14 protein-coding genes are annotated in these 15,705 nt (G+C 76.1%); 7 read left to right on the top strand and 7 right to left on the bottom strand.

The features are described from left to right. Window positions 1-43 precede the first annotated feature (43 nt). The 4 genes from mmuM to BJP25_RS10545 are packed head-to-tail and all read right to left on the bottom strand — an operon-like array spanning window position 44 to window position 3,693. Window positions 44-910, bottom strand: coding sequence for a homocysteine S-methyltransferase (mmuM, locus tag BJP25_RS10560; RefSeq protein ID WP_198943415.1), 867 nt, complete (start codon window positions 908-910; stop codon window positions 44-46). Further along, entirely contained in the window at window positions 907-1,845 is a 939-nt protein-coding gene (locus tag BJP25_RS10555) for an aminoglycoside phosphotransferase/kinase family protein (protein WP_075974634.1), read from the bottom strand. The genes mmuM and BJP25_RS10555 overlap by 4 nt, the downstream gene beginning before the upstream one ends. Before the next feature lie 58 nt (window positions 1,846-1,903). Then, window positions 1,904-2,470: a TetR/AcrR family transcriptional regulator gene (locus BJP25_RS10550; protein ID WP_158075628.1), complete on the bottom strand. Its 567-nt coding sequence runs from the start codon at window positions 2,468-2,470 to the stop codon at window positions 1,904-1,906. A gap of 56 nt (window positions 2,471-2,526) precedes the next feature. Then, window positions 2,527-3,693, bottom strand: a complete 1,167-nt coding sequence (locus BJP25_RS10545; RefSeq protein ID WP_075974633.1) for an MFS transporter — start codon at window positions 3,691-3,693, stop codon at window positions 2,527-2,529. Between the two features lie 87 nt (window positions 3,694-3,780). Between BJP25_RS10545 and BJP25_RS10540 the strand changes: the two genes are divergently transcribed. Then, on the top strand, window positions 3,781-4,089 hold the full coding sequence (locus tag BJP25_RS10540; RefSeq protein ID WP_075974632.1) for an ArsR/SmtB family transcription factor: 309 nt from the start codon (window positions 3,781-3,783) through the stop codon (window positions 4,087-4,089). A gap of 12 nt (window positions 4,090-4,101) precedes the next feature. Here the strand turns inward: BJP25_RS10540 and BJP25_RS10535 are convergent, their stop codons facing one another. After that, window positions 4,102-4,812, bottom strand: a complete 711-nt coding sequence (locus tag BJP25_RS10535) for an SDR family oxidoreductase (RefSeq protein WP_075974821.1) — start codon at window positions 4,810-4,812, stop codon at window positions 4,102-4,104. A 160-nt stretch (window positions 4,813-4,972) separates the two neighbouring features. Here BJP25_RS10535 and BJP25_RS10530 point away from each other — a divergent pair, with 160 nt between their 5' ends. Further along, window positions 4,973-5,518: a TetR/AcrR family transcriptional regulator gene (locus BJP25_RS10530; RefSeq protein WP_075974631.1), complete on the top strand. Its 546-nt coding sequence runs from the start codon at window positions 4,973-4,975 to the stop codon at window positions 5,516-5,518. Here the strand turns inward: BJP25_RS10530 and BJP25_RS10525 are convergent. Next, window positions 5,483-6,196 carry a TetR/AcrR family transcriptional regulator gene (locus tag BJP25_RS10525; RefSeq protein ID WP_075974630.1) on the bottom strand — a complete coding sequence of 238 codons (714 nt, stop codon included), beginning with the start codon at window positions 6,194-6,196 and terminating at the stop codon, window positions 5,483-5,485. The two genes, BJP25_RS10530 and BJP25_RS10525, sit on opposite strands and share 36 nt — an antisense overlap. A gap of 246 nt (window positions 6,197-6,442) precedes the next feature. On the opposite strand from BJP25_RS10525, the gene BJP25_RS10520 reads away from it, so the two are divergent. Beyond that, window positions 6,443-7,822 carry an alpha/beta hydrolase family protein gene (locus tag BJP25_RS10520; protein ID WP_269844534.1) on the top strand — a complete coding sequence of 460 codons (1,380 nt, stop codon included), beginning with the start codon at window positions 6,443-6,445 and terminating at the stop codon, window positions 7,820-7,822. On the opposite strand, the gene BJP25_RS10515 is transcribed toward BJP25_RS10520, so the two are convergent. Further along, window positions 7,773-10,844 (bottom strand): BTAD domain-containing putative transcriptional regulator, encoded by a 3,072-nt coding sequence (locus BJP25_RS10515; protein ID WP_233157992.1) that lies wholly within the window; start codon window positions 10,842-10,844, stop codon window positions 7,773-7,775. The genes BJP25_RS10520 and BJP25_RS10515 overlap by 50 nt on opposite strands. A gap of 149 nt (window positions 10,845-10,993) precedes the next feature. Between BJP25_RS10515 and BJP25_RS10510 the strand changes: the two genes are divergently transcribed. The 4 genes from BJP25_RS10510 to BJP25_RS10495 are packed head-to-tail and all read left to right on the top strand — an operon-like array spanning window position 10,994 to window position 15,689. After that, window positions 10,994-11,848, top strand: coding sequence for an alpha/beta fold hydrolase (locus tag BJP25_RS10510; RefSeq protein WP_075974628.1), 855 nt, complete (start codon window positions 10,994-10,996; stop codon window positions 11,846-11,848). 31 nt (window positions 11,849-11,879) lie between these two features. Further along, window positions 11,880-14,384, top strand: coding sequence for a hypothetical protein (locus BJP25_RS10505; protein ID WP_075974627.1), 2,505 nt, complete (start codon window positions 11,880-11,882; stop codon window positions 14,382-14,384). Further along, window positions 14,377-15,042 carry an ABC transporter ATP-binding protein gene (locus BJP25_RS10500; protein WP_075974626.1) on the top strand — a complete coding sequence of 222 codons (666 nt, stop codon included), beginning with the start codon at window positions 14,377-14,379 and terminating at the stop codon, window positions 15,040-15,042. The genes BJP25_RS10505 and BJP25_RS10500 overlap by 8 nt, the downstream gene beginning before the upstream one ends. Continuing rightward, entirely contained in the window at window positions 15,039-15,689 is a 651-nt protein-coding gene (locus tag BJP25_RS10495; protein WP_075974625.1) for an ABC transporter ATP-binding protein, read from the top strand. Before BJP25_RS10500 ends, BJP25_RS10495 begins: the two co-directional genes overlap by 4 nt. Window positions 15,690-15,705 lie beyond the last annotated feature (16 nt).

Below are 15,705 nucleotides of genomic sequence, written 5' to 3'. Positions count from 1 at the left end.
GCCCATCATGGCGCCCCCCACCGACAGTTCCCGCGCGGCCCGCTCACACCGCGGCGGCGACAGCGGCGATCTGCTCGGGCGTCACCCGGCAGCACCCGCCGACGACGCGGGCCCCCGCGGCGACCCACTCCCGGGCGGCCTCCGGCGGGAACGCGCTGTCCCCCGCCCACTCCCCCGTCCACGCCTCACCGCTGTTCGGGTACACCACCACGGGCAGGTCGGTGACCTCGCGGGCGATGCGCACGGCGGGGAGCACGTCGACGGGCTTGCAGCAGTTGACCCCCACCGCGATGACCTCGGGGATGCTCGCCGCCACCCGGAACGCCTCCGCCAGCGGCTGCCCGGCGCAGGTCCGCTCGCCGTCCACCGTGTACGTCAGCCACGCCTGGTGCCCGGTCCCGGCCAGCAGGGACACCAGGGCCTCGGCCTCGTCGATGTCGGGGATGCTCTCCACCGCCAGCACGTCCGCGCCCGCGTCCGCGAGCACGGCCAGCCGGGGCGCGTGCCAGTCCGCGAGTTCGCGCACGGTGAGCCCGTAGCGCCCCCGGTACTCGGACCCGTCCGCGAGCGCGGCGCCGTAGGGGCCCACGGACGCCGCGATCCAGCGCTGGGTGCCGTCGTCGACGAGGTCCCTGGCCTCGGCGGCCAGCGCGACGCTGCGCCGCAGCAGCGCGTCGGTCTTCCCCTTCGGCAGCCCGAAGCCCTCGTAGCTGGCCTGGTAGCTCGCGGACGTCGCGATCACCGCGCCCGCCCGGTAGAAGCTCTCGTGGGCGGCGACGACCTCCGCCGGGTCGTCGCGCAGCACCCGGGCCGACCACAGCGCGTCGGACAGGTCGTTGCCGCGCCGCTCCAGCTCGGTCGCCAGGCCCCCGTCGGTGACCAGCGGGCGGGACAGGTCGAGGCCGCTCACACCGCACCGCCCGCGAACTCCGAGGCGCGCCACGCGTCGATGCTGGGCTTGACGCCCTCCGCGAGCATGGGCAACTGGTCCACCATGGCCAGGCAGCCCACGACCTGCAGGTCGCGCAGCCGCTCCACGACCGCGAGCAGCGCGGGGTCCACCGGGCGGAGCCCGAGGTCGGCCGCGGCGGCGTCGTAGGTGGCGACGGCCTCGGCGCCGACGTGGGCCAGGTCGGCCTCCACCGGGCCACGCATCACGTGCTCGAAGTCGCTGTAGTACACCGCGTCGGCGGTCTCGATGAGGTTGTAGTAGGGGGCGTCGCCGTGCACCACCTGCGGCGCGGCGTGCGGGAAGCGCTCCAGCAGGGCGTCCTCGGAGGTGGCGAGCGGTTCGAGCACGGCCCACTCGCGGCGGGCGCGGTCGAGGTCGTCGGCGGGCAGCAGGTCGGGGCGCTCGGCGAGGAAGGCCAGCGCGTCGGCCATGAAGCCGTCGGCGAACGGGGTGAAGTAGCGCACCGGCCCGGGGTAGTCGCGCAGCACGGCGTGCAGGTGGGCGGTGCGGCGGACCCGCTCGGGCATCTCCAGGGCGGGCTCGACGACGCCGTCGACCTTCTGCCAGAAGGTCATGGCGAACCCGTCGGCGCGGACCGGTTCGGCGGGCACGAGCGGGCTGGGCACCACGGTCGGTTCGCCGCGCGCGGCGAGCCAGCGGGTGACGTCGAGCTCCGCGACCTGCAACCGGCGCTGGGACTCCGGGGTGCTCGATCCGGGTAGGACGGTGGGCACGCGCGCGATCACCGGGGCGGGGGCGAGGTCGACCACCACCGAGAACACGTCGTAGACCACCCGCGCGTCGTGGACGTCGACGCCGAGCGAGCGCGCGGCGGCGGTGGCGGCGTCCCTGGCCCGGTCGGTGCGGTTGGCGAGGTCGGTGGCGGTCAGCACTCCCCCACCCTAGGACGGGCGGGGCGGGCCCGTCCGCTGGATTTCCGCGGTGCGCCGCTCAGCGGTGGCGCATCCCGTCGCAGACGACGGCGAGCAGGTTGGCGTGCGTGCCGCGCGGGCGGGCGCGGCGCTGGGTGGCCGCGCAGCCGACGATCAGGTCGTGCACGTCGCCCGCGGACAGGTCGGCGCGGATGTGGCCCGCGGTCTGGGCGCGGGCCAGCAGCGCGGCCAGCACGTCGTGCAGGGCGGCGCGCAGTGGTTGCGGGGCGCGGATGCTGGCCTCCACCGCCTCCAGCAGCGCCTGGTCGGCGGCGGCGCGGTCGACGACGAAGGCGAAGAAGTCGAGGAACGCCGCGACCGGGTCCGCCGCGGCGCGCAGACCGGCGCCGCGGTCGACCAGGGCGGCGACGTGCCCGCCCACCACGGCCTCGACGAGCGCCTGGCGGGTCGGGAAGTGGCGGTAGACGGTGCCGACGCCGACCCCGGCGTGCCGGGCGATCTCGTCGAAGGACGCCGCGGACCCCCGGGCGGCGAACAGGGCGCGGGCGGTGTCCAGCACGCGTTCCCGGTTGCGCCGGGCGTCGGCGCGCAGCGGCCGCAGGGGGCCGTCGGCTCGGTCGACCACGGGGTGGAGCCTACGCCGACGGACCCCCTGGCGCGCCAGGTGCGACCGCGCGCCGCTCAGGCGGCCACGGGTTCGCGCTCGGCGGCGGCGCTGCTGCGGTGGGCGAGCACGAGCAGCACCAGCGCCAGCGCGCCGACGCAGGCCGCGATCGGGGCCAGCGCGAGGATCCCGGCGGTGCCGATCACCAGCCCGCCGAACACCCCGGAGAGCCCGACGCCGAGGTAGATGGCCGAGGCGTTGACCGACAGCAGCATCCCGCTGTCCGAAGGGGACAGTTCGATGAGCCAGTTCTGGATGGGCGGGTTGACCGACCAGGTCACCAGCCCCCAGGTGAACAGCGCCGCGCCCGCGCCGACCGTGGTCGTGGCCGTCACCGGCAGGGTGGCCAGCACCAGGGTGAAGGCGGAGAACACCACCAGCAGCAGCCGCCTGCTGCCGAAGCGGTCGGTGAGCCTGCCGCTGAGGGAGTTGCCCAGCGCGCCGCCGAGGCCGTAGACGAGCAGCAGCACGCTGATCGTGGCGCCGTGGACCCCGGCGGTGGCGGCGAGCACCGGCGAGATGAAGGTGAACACGCCGAAGGCCGCGAGGCAGGCCAGCACGGTCATGCCCAGCACCAGTTGGGCGCGCCGGTCGGCGGCCGCGGCCAGTCGGGCGCGGACGGGGATGTGCGGCGGGGCGGCGACGGCGGGCAGCCCGAGGCGCACGGCGACCGCCGCGAGCACCGACACCGCCGCCACGAGGGCGAACACGCCGCGGTAGCCGATCGGGCCGCCGAGCAGGCTGCCCGCCGGGACGCCGATGATCAGGGCGAAGGTGAGCCCGCCGAAGACGGTGGCCACGGCGCGGCCGCGGTGGTCGGGGGGCGAGAGGGTGGTGGCGACGCCGGTGGCGACCGGGGTGAACACCGCGGCGCCGAGCGCGCTGACCACCCTGGCGACCAGCAGCAGCGCGAAGTTCGGCGCGAGGGCGGCGAGCAGGTTGCCCAGCGCGCTGACGCCGAGGGCGGTGACGAGCAGGGTGCGCCGCTCCCACCGGCCGGTGGCCGTGGCCAGCAGCGGGGAGGCGATGGCGTAGGCGATGGCGAAGACGGTGACGAGCTGGCCCGCGGTCGCGGTGGACACCGCGAGCTCGTCGCTGACCGCGGGCAGGACGCCGGACACGATGTACCCGCTGGAGCCGACGGTGAAGGCGCCTGCGGCCAGCAGGTGTGTGCGGGTGGACATGGCTCTCCGCGCGTTTCGGGGATCAGGTACGACGAGGATCGTAGTACGAATTTCGTCGTACTACGAGCCGGGTCGTATCATGGGACCGTGCCCGACGAGCTGACCCACCCCGACCGCGCCGCCATCCGCATCGACCAGGTGCTGCACGCCCTGGCCGACCCGGTGCGGCTGACGATCGTGCGCGAGCTGGCCAAGCTCGCCGAGGGCACCCCCTGCGGCACCATCGACCTGCCCGTCAGCAAGTCCACCCGCACCCACCACATCCGCACGCTGCGCGAGGCGGGCGTGGTGCGGGTCCGCCCGTCGGGCACCGCCCGCATCACCACCCTGCGCCGCGACGACCTCGACGCGCTCTACCCCGGCCTGCTCGACGGCATCCTCAACGCGCCGCACTGACCGGCCGCCGCCTCAGCCCTGCGCCGTGGGGCGGATCACCAGCTCGCTGATGTCCACCTCCGCGGGCTGCTCGACCGCCCAGGCGATGCCGCGCGCGATCGCCTCCGGCGTGATGCCCTTGCCGAGCATCGGCAGCAGGGCCTCGCGCACGCCCGGCGCGGTGACGCCGTCGACGAACTCCGTCTCGACGTAGCCGGGCGAGACGACCGTGACCCGCAGGTCCGGCCCGGCCTCCTGGCGCAGGCCCTCGCACACCGCGCGCACCGCCATCTTCGTGCCCGCGTACACCGACTGGTACGGCACCACGCGCAGCGCGGCGGTCGAGGCGGTGGCGATGAAGTGGCCCCGGCCCTGGCGGCGGAACACCGGCAGGGCCGCGGCGATCCCCCACAGCACGCCCTTGAGGTTCACGTCGACCATCGCCTCCCAGTCGTCGACCCGCAGGTCGTCGAGCAGCGAGATCGGGCCGACCCCGGCGTTGGCGACGAACACGTCCAGCCCGCCGAACTCCGCCTCGGCGGTCTCCACCAGCGCGCGCACGGCGTCCCGGTCGCGCACGTCGACCGGGACGGCCACGCCGCCGAGCTCGCGCGCGAGGTCGCGCACCCGGTCGGCCCGGCGGGCGCCGAGCACGAGGCGGGCGCCGCGGGCGGCCAGCTCCCGCGCCGTCGCCGCGCCGATCCCGCTGCTGGCACCGGTGACCACCACCACCTTGCCCCGCACCGCCTCGCCCTGCCCAACCTCGCCCTGCACGGTCTTGGCCTGCTCGGTCCTGCCCTGGGCGTCCTCCACCGCGGGCCTCCTTCCCCTAGAATAAGTGGACACGTGTCCGGAACACCGGTCACGCTATACGGACACGTGTCCGCTTAGCAAGGGAGGGCTTGTGCCGAGGTCGGACGCCGAGCACAACCGCGCGCACCTCCTCAGCGTCGCCAGCGCCGCGCTGGGCGAGTCACCGGAGGTCACGCTCAGCGCCATCGCCAAGCGGGCGGGGGTGGGCCAGGGCACGCTCTACCGGCACTTCCCGACCCGGGAGTCGTTGCTGCTGGCGGTGTACCGGCAGGACGTCGAGGCGCTGATCGGGGCGGCGGGACCACTCCTGGCCGAGCACCCGCCGGTGGAGGCGCTGCGCCGGTGGTTCGCCCGCCTCGCCGCCTACGGTCGGGTCAAGCACGGGGTGTCGATGGCGGTGGAGGCGGCGACCCGCGCGGACCTGTCGCACGAGTACTACGACCGCACGACGGCCGCGATCACCCTGCTGCTCGACGCGGGCAAGGAGTCCGGCGAGCTGCGCCGGGACGTCACGGCCGACGAGGTGCTGCTGCTGGTCGGGTTCCTGTGGCGCGCGCACACCGTCGACACCGCGCACCCGCTGGAGATCGTGCTCGACGGCCTACGCGCGCAGGGCGGCCGCGCGCTCCAGCAGTGAGGCGACCGTGCCCGCCGGGCGCCGCGGCGCCACCACGTCGAGGATGATCACCAGCAGGTCGTGCCGCAGCCCGTCGACGTCGGTGACCTCCGCGACCTCCTCCACCGCCTGCAGGACGCGCTCGTTGACCGCGGCGACGAGCACCTGCCACAGCGACGGCGACACCGCGCGCAGCAGCGGCCTGCCCGCCTCGTCGACGAACGTGCGGGCGAACGCGGCCAGCATCTCCGCCCACTGCCGGTAGGCGGTGCGGCGCCTGCGCACCCCCGCGTAGCCGACCTGCACGATGTCGATCTGGAACACCCTGGTCAGCGCGGGGCTCGCGCTGACGGCGGCGATGTAGCCGTCGAGGCCGCGCAGGAACTGGTCGACGGGGTTGTCGGTGCGCGGCCGGGGCTTGGCGGTGCGCTCCATCAACAGCCCGGCCCACTCCTCGTACGCGGCGAGGAAGCACTGCTCCTTGTCGGTGAAGTGCTCGTAGAAGGTCCGCCGGGACACCTGCGCGCGCTCGACGATGTCGGCCACCCGCACCTCCTGGTACCCCAGGTCGGCCGCGACGCCGAGGACGGCGGCGAGCAGCCGCATCCGGTGGTTCTCCCGCGACGCCGGGCGCCGGGGTCCGGGCGGCAGCTTCGACACCGGTGCGGCGAGCAGCTGGGCGAGGTCGACGGCGGCCACCGCGCGACTGTACCGCGCACCTGCGGGGAAAACCGGTACGCGACCGTTCCGACCAGGGCCGTCGGGCGCCGGGCCGAGTCCGATCCGGACGCGCGCCGCGGTGATCCGTTCACAGGGCGTGCGCCGATCGGGTGGGAACGGATTGGGCGGTTCGGGGGCTGCGCCGGTGGTCCGGCGGGAGTGAGGATGCCGGCAGGGTCGCCGTCGGCGACCGGACGAGGAGGGGCGCGCGTGCGGGCTCGGTGGGTGTCTTTGGTGGTGGCGGTGCTGGCCGTGCTGGGGGTGGTGGCGACGCCCGCGCTGGCGTCGCCCGCGGCGCCGTCAGCGGACATCCTCGACCGGCTGCAGGCGGTGCCCGGCTTGACGGTCACCGAGGCGCAGGCGCCCCAGGGGTACCGGTTCTTCTTCCTCACCATCACCCAGCCGGTCGACCACCGCAAGCCGCGCGGGGCCACCTTCGAGCAGCGGTTCCAGCTGCTGCACCGCGACGTCTCGCGCCCGGTGGTGCTGCACACCACCGGCTACGGGATGCCCGGCTACGCCTTCCGCTCCGAGCCCACCCGGCTGCTCGACGGCAACCAGATCTCGGTGGAGCAGCGCTTCTTCACCCCGTCGCGGCCCGACCCGGCCGACTGGAGCGACCTGGACATCTGGCAGGCGGCGACCGACCACCACCGGATCGTCGAGGCGCTCAAGGCCATCTACCCGGCCAAGTGGGTCGCCACCGGCGCAAGCAAGGGCGGCATGACCTCGGTCTACCACCGCCGGTTCTACCCGTCCGATTTGGACGCCGTGGTCGCCTACGTGGCGCCCAACGACCGGGTCAACCCCGAGGACGGCGCCTACGACCGGTTCTTCGCACGGGTGGGCACCCCCGAGTGCCGGGCCAAGCTCGATGATGTGCAGGAGCAGGCGCTGCTCCGGCGCGCGGAGATGGAGGCCAGGTACCAGGCCGCCGCCGACGCCGAGGGGTGGACGTTCACCCAGGTTCTCGGGTCGCTGGACAAGGCCTACGAGATGACCGTGCTGGACACGGTGTGGGCGTTCTGGCAGTACTCCACCGAGGCCGACTGCGCGTCCGTGCCCGCGGCCACCGCCTCCACCGACGAGCTGTACGCGTTCATCGACCAGGTGGCCGGGTTCTCCTTCTACAGCGACCAGGGCGTACTGCCGTACGCGCCGTACTACTACCAGGCCGCCACTCAGCTCGGTTGGCCGTCGCTGCGCTTCGCGCACCTGCGCGGCCTGACCCGCTACCCCGGGCTCTACCAGGCCAACTCCAACCTGCCCCCGGCGCTGCGCTCGCGGCACCAGGCGCTGCCGATGCTGGACGTGGACCAGTGGGTGCGCACGAGCGCGTCGCAGATGCTGTTCGTCTACGGCGGCAACGACCCGTGGGGCGCGGAGCCGTTCACCCCCAGCCGCCGCGACTCCTACTCCTACACCGCGCCGGGGGCCAACCACGGCGCGAACATCGAGGCGCTGGTGCCCGCGGAGCGGGACGCGGCGAAGGCGACCCTGCTGCGCTGGGCCGGGCTCGGCACCACCGCGCAGGCCCGGGTGGCGCAGCTGCCGGTCACCGACCTCGACCGGGCGGAGCCGCGCCTGGAGCGCCGTCCGCTCTGAGCCCGGCGCGGGCAGCGGCCACCGCGTGCGGTGACCCGGCCCGCTCGGCCACGGCCAACGCCCGCGCGTAGTGCTCGCGGGCCTGCCCGGGGCGCCCCAGCACCACCGCCAGGTCCCCGAGGTGCTGGGCGACCGGGCCCAGGGTGACCAGTCCGCTGCCCGCCGCGAGTTCGCCCGCGGCGGGCAGCAGCGCGTCGTGGACCTCGTCGGCCAACGCCTGGTCCGCGCGCGCGACGGCCGCCCGTGCGCGCAAGCACGACCGCACCTCGAAGAGCAGGTCGCGCGGCGGCGGGGGTGGCGCGGGTCCGGGGCGGCACCACGGTTCGTGCGGGCCGAAGTCCGCCACCAGCGGTGGTCCGCCGCGCTGGAGGCGGTCGCAGTGCAGTGCCAGGGCGAGGATTCCGGGTTCCAGGCCCGTCATGCCCGAACCCGGAAGGGCGGCCGCGGCAGCGCGGTAGGCGCCCTCGGCGGGGTGTCCGGTGATCGACAGCCGCAGCGCCCGGTACCAGGCGGTGAACACCCCGACGAGCGGCAGCCCGTGCTCGGCGGCGAGGCGGTCGGCCGAGAGCGCGTGCGCGTCGGCGGCGCCGAGGTCGGCCAGGGCGCAGTGGGCTTGCAGGGCCACGAGGTGCCCCAGCACGCGGTGGCCGATCGGCTCGGCGGCGATGAGGGCGTCGGCGGCGCGGGCGCGCTGGGGCGCCATCCCGGCGTGGTCGAACAGGGTGAGGGCGTGGGCGTTGAGCACCAGCGCGCGCAGGGCCGGGTCGTCGTGCGGGATGGCCGCGGCCTCGCGGGCCGCGGCCGCCGCGCCGGTCATGTCGGTGTTGCGCAGCTCCAGGGCCAGGGTCGCCAGGACGCGGGCGCGGTCCGGGGTGGGCTCGGGCAGGGCGTCGAGCGTCGCCCGGGCCGTGGCAGCGATGGTCGCGGACAGCTCGGGGTCGTCCGGGTCCGTCCACAGCGCGGGGACGTCGAAGGCGCCGAGCACCCTGGTGGTGAGCTGGGCGTCGCCCAGCCGCGCGGCGGCGTCCACCGCGGACGCGCGACCGCGGCGGGCCGCGGCCAGGTCACCGGTGTAGGCCAGGGCGCGGACGTGGCCCATCAGCAGTTCCAGGCGCAGGTGTTCGTCGTCGGTGCCGGACGCGGCGTGGGCGTCCAGGGCCGTCTGCCAGAGCCGGACCGCCTGGTGCGGGGCGAAAGCGCGTTCGGCGCGCTGCGCGGCGGTGCGGGCGTGGCCGACGGCGCGGGCAGCAGAGGCCGGCGTGGCCGCGCGCAGGTGGTGGTGGGCGAGGGCGGCCGCGTCCCGCGGGCGCAGCCGTTCCAGGCGGGCGGCGACATCGGCGTGCAGCACGGCCCGGCGGGTGGCGGACAGGGTCGCGGCGATGGCCGAGCGCACGAGGTCGTGGGCGAAGGCGAAGCCGCGCGGCGGCGTCTCCACCAGGAAGCCCGCCGCCGCGGCGTGTTCGAGCGCGTCGAGCAGGCCGGGCTCGTCGAGCAGGTCGAGGTCGTCCCCGGTGACGGCGGCCAGCCGCAGCACCTCGCGCACCTGCTCGGGAACCCCGGCCAACCGCTGCCGCACCACGTCGCGGATGCCGGGCGGCACGTCGTCCGCACCGGCGCCCTCGTCGTGCCACCGCGCCAACTCGCGCAGGTAGAACGGGTTGCCGCCCGCCCGCCGGTGCAGCGCGTCGGCCGTGGACCGGTCGAGGTCGCGGCCGGTGGCGGCGCGCACGAGGTCACCGGCGGCGCGCGCGGGCAGCCCGGTGAGCCGGAGGCGGAGGGGGTCGGTGCGGGCGAGCGCGGCACGCAGGTCCACCAGCCCCGGGGTGTCGCGGTGCGTGGCGAGGACCAGCAGGCGAGCCGGTGGCGGGTCGGTGATCAGGGCGGTGAGCTGGGCGAGGGTCTCCGGCGTCGCCCAGTGCAGGTCGTCGAGGACGAGCAGCAGGGGCGCGTACCGGGCGAGCAGCGCGACGACAGCGCGACGCTGGGCGAAAGCGGTGGGCTCGGCGGGGGCTGGTGCGCCGAGGGTGTCGAGGACGCGCGTCCACGGCCACGCGGGCGGTTGGTCGTCGTCGGTGGTGCTGCTCCCCCACGCCGTCGTCCACCCGCGCGCCCGCAGTTCGGCGTCGAGCCACTGCGCCAGTGCTGTCTTGCCGATGCCCGCGTCTCCGCTGAGCAGGACGAACCGCGTGCCCACGGCACTGTCGGCGGCCGCCAGCAGCGCCTCCTGCTCAGCCTCGCGACCGAGGAGCACCGGCCGCGCCACCGCCGCGCGTCCGGGCCCGAGGCTCGGCGCGTGCGCCAGGATGTCCGCTTCGAGCGCGCGCAGGTCGGGCCCGGGGTCGACGCCCAGTTCCTCCGCCAGGACGCGGCGGGCGTCGCGCAAGGCGGACAACGCCTCGCCTTGGCGGTCCGCGCGGTAGAGGGCTCGGGCAAGCAGGTTCCACGCGCCCTCGCGCAACGGGTGGGCCGCCGTGTGCGCCCGCAGGTCCGCCACGGCCTCGGCGGCGCGGCCGAGGTCGAGCAGCGCGGCAGCCCGCTGCTCGACGGCGTGCAGGCGCAACTCGTCGAGCCTGCGGGCTTCCGCGACCGCCCACGGCTCGTCCGCCACGTCCGCGTACGCCGGGCCGCGCCACAGCGCCAGCGCCGCGTCCACCCGGGACAGGTCCGAACGCGACGGGTCCGGCCGGGCGAGCAGGTCCTCGAACTCCCAGGCGTCCACGGCACCGGGCCGCAGCGCGTACCCCGGTCCCTCGGTGACGAGCAGTCGCGGCGGTGTGCGCGGTAGGCGCTCGGGTTCCAGGGCGCGGCGCAGGTCACCCACGAACGTCCGCACCGCACCGACAGCCCCCGCGGGCGGGTGCGTCCACAGGTCGTCCACCAGGGTCGAGGTGGGGACGACGCGCCCCCGGGCCACCAGCAGACGGGCGAGCACGGCGCGTTGGCGCGGCCCGCGCAGGTCGACCGGCCCGCCCGCCTCCGCTGCCACCGGGCCGAGCACCAGGAACCGCACGGCCGTGCCCACGACCGGAACCCTAGGTCATGTGCCGCGACCCGCCACCCAGCGCCTCGCCCCCGCAGGCACCCGCCCCGACCTGCGACGACCCCCGCGGGAGGTCCGCGGCGGCGTCGGCACTGATCCGGTGCTGATCGGGGGCGCGCAGGCTCGACGGCGTGAACATCCCCGGATTCGACTACCAGCAGGTCCCGGTCGCCGACGGCGTCTCCCTCACCGTCGCCTCGGCGGGCACGGGCTCACCCGTCGTGCTGCTGCACGGCTTCCCGCAGACGCACCTGATGTGGCGGCACGTGGCCGCCGACCTCGCCGCCGACCACACCGTCCTGTGCCCCGACCTGCGCGGCTACGGCGCCAGCGGCAAACCCGCCGACGGCTACTCGAAGCGGACCATGGCCCAGGACGTCGTCACCGCCGCCGCCGCGCTCGGCCACGACCGCTTCGCCCTCGTCGGGCACGACCGGGGCGCCCTGGTGGCGTTCCGCGCGGGCCTCGACCACCCCGCCGCGATCACCCACCTCGGCATCCTGGACGTGCTGCCCACCCTGGACATGTGGGACGTCCTGCACGGCCGGTCGGCGGCGGTGGCCTTCCACCTGTACCTGATGGCGCAACCGCCCGCCCTGGCCGAGGCCGTGATCGGCGGCGCGCCGGAGGCGTTCTTCGGCCACTTCCTCGACACCTGGTCCCACGGCGGGCTGCCGGACGACGTCCGCGCCGAGTACCTGCGGGCCTCGGCGGCGGCCGTGCCGTCCATCGTGGCCGACTACCGGGCGTCGGCGACCGTGGACGTCGAGGACGACGAGCGGGACCGGGCCGCGGGCACCCGGCTGCGCATGCCGGTGTGCGTGGTGCAGCAGGACTGGGGCTCGGCGCTGGGGTTCGACGCGCGGGCGCTGTGGGAGCCGTGGGCGGCCGACCTCGACCACCGCACCGTCACCTGCGGCCACTTCATGGCCGAGGAGGCGCCCGAGGAGGTCACGAAGGCGTTGCGGGCGCTGCTGGCCCGCTGAGCCCGCCCGGGGCGCCCGCTAGCGTGCCGGCATGCAGTTGCCGTGGAGGGCCGCGCCGAGGGCCGCCGGGTCGAGCCCGCTGACCGTGCTGGTCGCGGTGGTGGCGGGCCTGCTGCTGAGCTTCGTGGGCGCCGCGGCGGTGCTGCACGCGGAGTCGGCGGGCAGCGCGGCCGTGGACTACCAGGCGGGCAGGCTGTGCTCGCAGCTCGTGCCGCCGGTGGTGCAGGGCAACCGGGTCCTGGCCCCGGAGGCCGAGCGGATCGCGGACACCGCCGCCGCGCGCGGCGCGGACTTCGGCTTCCGCTCCCCGGTGGTCGCGGTGTACACCCCGGTGCTGCAGAACGAGTTCAACGGCGCGAACCCGTGGTCGCAGTTCGCCTACCGCGACGGGGCCATGGACAACCTGCGGGTGCTCCAGGGCGGGGCGCGCGACGGCGTGTGGGTCCCGGAGAGCCTGGCGCGCGTGGCCGGGATCGAGCTGGGTGACCGGGGCATGGGCGGCACGCTCCCCCCGGTCACCGCCATCTACGCCGACCTGGCGGAGCCGGTGGCGGACTACTGGTGCTCCGAGCGCGAGCGGGTGGTGGTCAACCCGCTGGCCGCCGAGGGCGCGGCGGGCCCGGCGGTGTGGTTCCCGTCCCGGGAGTCGCTGCTGGCGCACACCCCGCGACCGCAGCTGGTGGTGACCGTCCGGTTCGCCGACCCCGCGCCGCGCACGGTGGACGAGGCCGCCGACGTCGCCGCCCGCGGCGAGCGGTTCGACGAGGCCGTGCTGGCCGAGCTGCGGACCACGCAGCGCGGCGCCTCGGTGACGGCGGCCAACTACTTCGCCAAGCCGGTCGAGGTGGCGCGCACGTCCGCGACGACGGTGCTGCGCGCGGTGCTGCCGCTCACGGTGATCTCGCTGCTGGTGGGCCTGGTCGGGGTGGCGGCGGTGACCGCCCAGTGGTGCCAGCGCAGGCAGGCCGAGCTGCGGCTGCTGTGGTCGCGCGGCGCGGGCCCGGCCGCCCTGGGCGGTCGGGCGGTGCTGGAGCTGGCCGCGCCGCTGCTGGCCGGGTCCGTGGCCGGGTTCGCCCTGGCCCGGGCGGGCCTGGGGGTCTACGGGCCGTCGCCGAACGTGGCCCCGGGCACGACCTGGGTGGCGGCGGCGCTGGTCGTGGCGGTGTTCCTGGTGTCCCTGGGCGTCGTGGCCGCCGTGGCGGGCGTGCGGGTGCACCGGGCGTTGCAGGCGCCGGGCGGGCACGACCGGCTGCGGTGGGTGCGCTGGGTGCCGTGGGAGGTGGTCGCGGCGGTCGCGGCGTTCCTGACGTGGGACCGGGTGCGGTCGCAGCCGGTGCAGCTGGCGTTCGCGCAACCGCTGCCCAAGACGGCCGAGGCGGCGGGGTTGGCCTTCCCGCTGCTGGTGGTGCTCACCGTCGCGCTGGTGGCGGTGCGGCTGGCCCGGTGGGCGCTGTCCGCGGCGCACCGGGTCCAGTGGTGGCGGGTGCCCCCGGTGCAGCTGGCGGTGCGCCGGTTGGCCGCGGCCGCGGGCTCGGCGGTGGGGATCCTGCTGGTGGGCGTGCTCGCGGTGGGCACGCTCACCGTGGGCATCGGGGTGGCCGACGCCCAGGACGACGCGTTGCAGACCAAGTCGGGGCTGTTCGTCGGGGCCGAGTCGAGCGCCCAGATCCCCGGCGGGGTCGCCACCGGCGGGCAGCTGCCGGTGGCGGGCACCGTCGTCGGGGTGCTCAAGACGGGCAAGACGACCGTGCTGGTCGTCGACCCGGCCACGTTCACCCGCGGCGCCTGGCTGGGCGACCGCGATCCCGAGCAGGTGGCGTCCACCCTGGCCGGACTGGATGCGGGCGAGGCGCTGCGCGTGGGGCCCGCCGCGAGCGGGTCGGTCTCCCTGGGGGCCTTCGGCCGGTACCGGACCGCGGGCGAGGTGGACTCGTTCCCGCTCATTGGCAGCAACGCCGGGTACGTGGTGACCCGCGTGCCCGACCGGTCCGCCGTGCCGACCTGGCAGGTGTGGTCGCCGCTGCCGGTGGCGGAGCTGACCCGGGGTCTCAGCGGCGCGGGCGTGGACTACTTCGCGCCGCGCTCGCGCGGTGCGGCGCTGGACGGGCTGCCCTTCTACACCGTCACGTGGACCTTCGACTTCGTGACCGCCCTGGGGTTCGTGCTCGCGGTCGTCGCCGCGGCGGCGTTGGTGCTGGCGGTGGAGGTGCGGCGGCGGCAGAACGCGCTCGCCGGGGCGCTGGCCGCCCGGATGGGTCTGGGTCGCCGCGCGCTGGCGGTGAGCCACCTGGTCGAGCTGGGGTCCCTTGCCGGGGTGTCGGTGCTGGCGGGCAGCACCGCGGGGTGGATCTGCACGGCGGTCGCCGCCCCGCTGCTGGACCCCTCGCCGTGGCTGCGGCCCCTCGCCTCCGCGCCCGACCTGGTGGGCCTGGTGGCCGCGACCGTCCTGGCCGCGGCCGCGGTGGTGGGGTTGATCTGCCTGTCGGCGGTGCGGTCGGTGACCACCGCCCGAGTCGGGGAGCTGATCCGTGGCTGAGACGGCGCTGTACGAGCTGCGCGGTGTCGGGGTGGACTACCGCACCCCGGCGGGGGTGGTGCAGGCGGTGCGCGGGGTCGACTTCGACGTCGCCGGGGCGGGCATGACGGTGCTGTCCGGACCGTCCGGGTCGGGCAAGTCGACGCTGCTGCGGGTGCTGGGGCTCATCGACCGGGCCACGGCCGGGACCGTGCTGATGGACGGTCGCGACGTGGGCGGGCTGACCCACCGGGGCAGGCGGGCGCTGCGCCGCGAGCGGGTGGCGATGGTGTTCCAGGCGCCGCCCGACAACCTGATCGGGCACCTGACCGTGGGCGGCAACCTCCGCGCGGCGGCCCAGTCGGCGGGCACCGAACCGGACGAGGGGATCCTGGACTGGCTGGGCATCCCCGGCACGGCGGGCTGGCGCGTCGGCGCGCTCTCCGGCGGCCAGCAGCAGCGGTTGGCGTTCGGGTGCGCGCTGGCCCGCAACCCCGCCGTCGTCCTCGCCGACGAGCCCACCTCGCAGCTCGACGCCGCCTCGGCGGGGTTGGTGCTCGACGTGCTGGGCCGGTTGGCCGCGCGGGGCGTGCCCGTGGTCGCCGCCTCGCACGACCCGGAGCTGGTCGAGCGCGCGGACCGGGTCGTCCGGCTGCGCGAAGGGGAGGTCGTGGGATGAGCGTGCTGTCCGCGCGCGGGGTGACCAGGGCGTTCGACCACCCGGACGGGGCGGTGCAGGTGCTGCGTGGGGTCGACCTGGACGTCGCCGCCGGGGAGCTGGTGACGGTGTCGGGGCGCTCCGGGTCGGGCAAGAGCGCGCTGTTCGCGGTGCTGTGCGGGTTCGACACCCCCGACGCCGGGCAGGTGCGCATCGGCGGGGAGCCGCTGCCCGCGGTGCCCGCCTGGGCCGACTGCGCGGTGCTGCCGCAGGCGATGGGGCTGGCCGGTGAGCTGACCCTGGCCGAGAACGTGGCGCTGCCGCTGCGGCTGGCCCGCCGCTCCGGGGTAGCTGAGCGGGTGGCCGAGCTGCTGGGCGGCCTCGGCATCGAGCAGCTGGCCGACCGGTACCCGCCCGAGGTCTCCTACGGCCAGCAGCAGCGGGCGGCGCTGGCCAGGGCGGTGGCGGCCCGGCCCAGGGTGCTGCTGGCCGACGAGCCCACCGCGCACCTCGACCACGGCAGCGTGGCGGCCGTGCTGGGGCTGCTGCGGCGCACCGCCGAGGAGGGCGCGGCCGTGCTCGTGGCCACCCACCACGACCTCGTGCACGAGATCGCCGACCGCAGGCTGGTGCTCACCGGCGGCAGGTTGGCACCGGCGACGGCCTGAGCGCGGCCCCGTAGGA

It is taken from the genome of Actinokineospora bangkokensis (assembly GCF_001940455.1).
GTDB lineage: Bacteria > Actinomycetota > Actinomycetes > Mycobacteriales > Pseudonocardiaceae > Actinokineospora > Actinokineospora bangkokensis.
The sequence above is the reverse complement of the archived record's forward strand: the minus strand, read 5'-3'. Positions and strand labels throughout refer to the sequence as shown.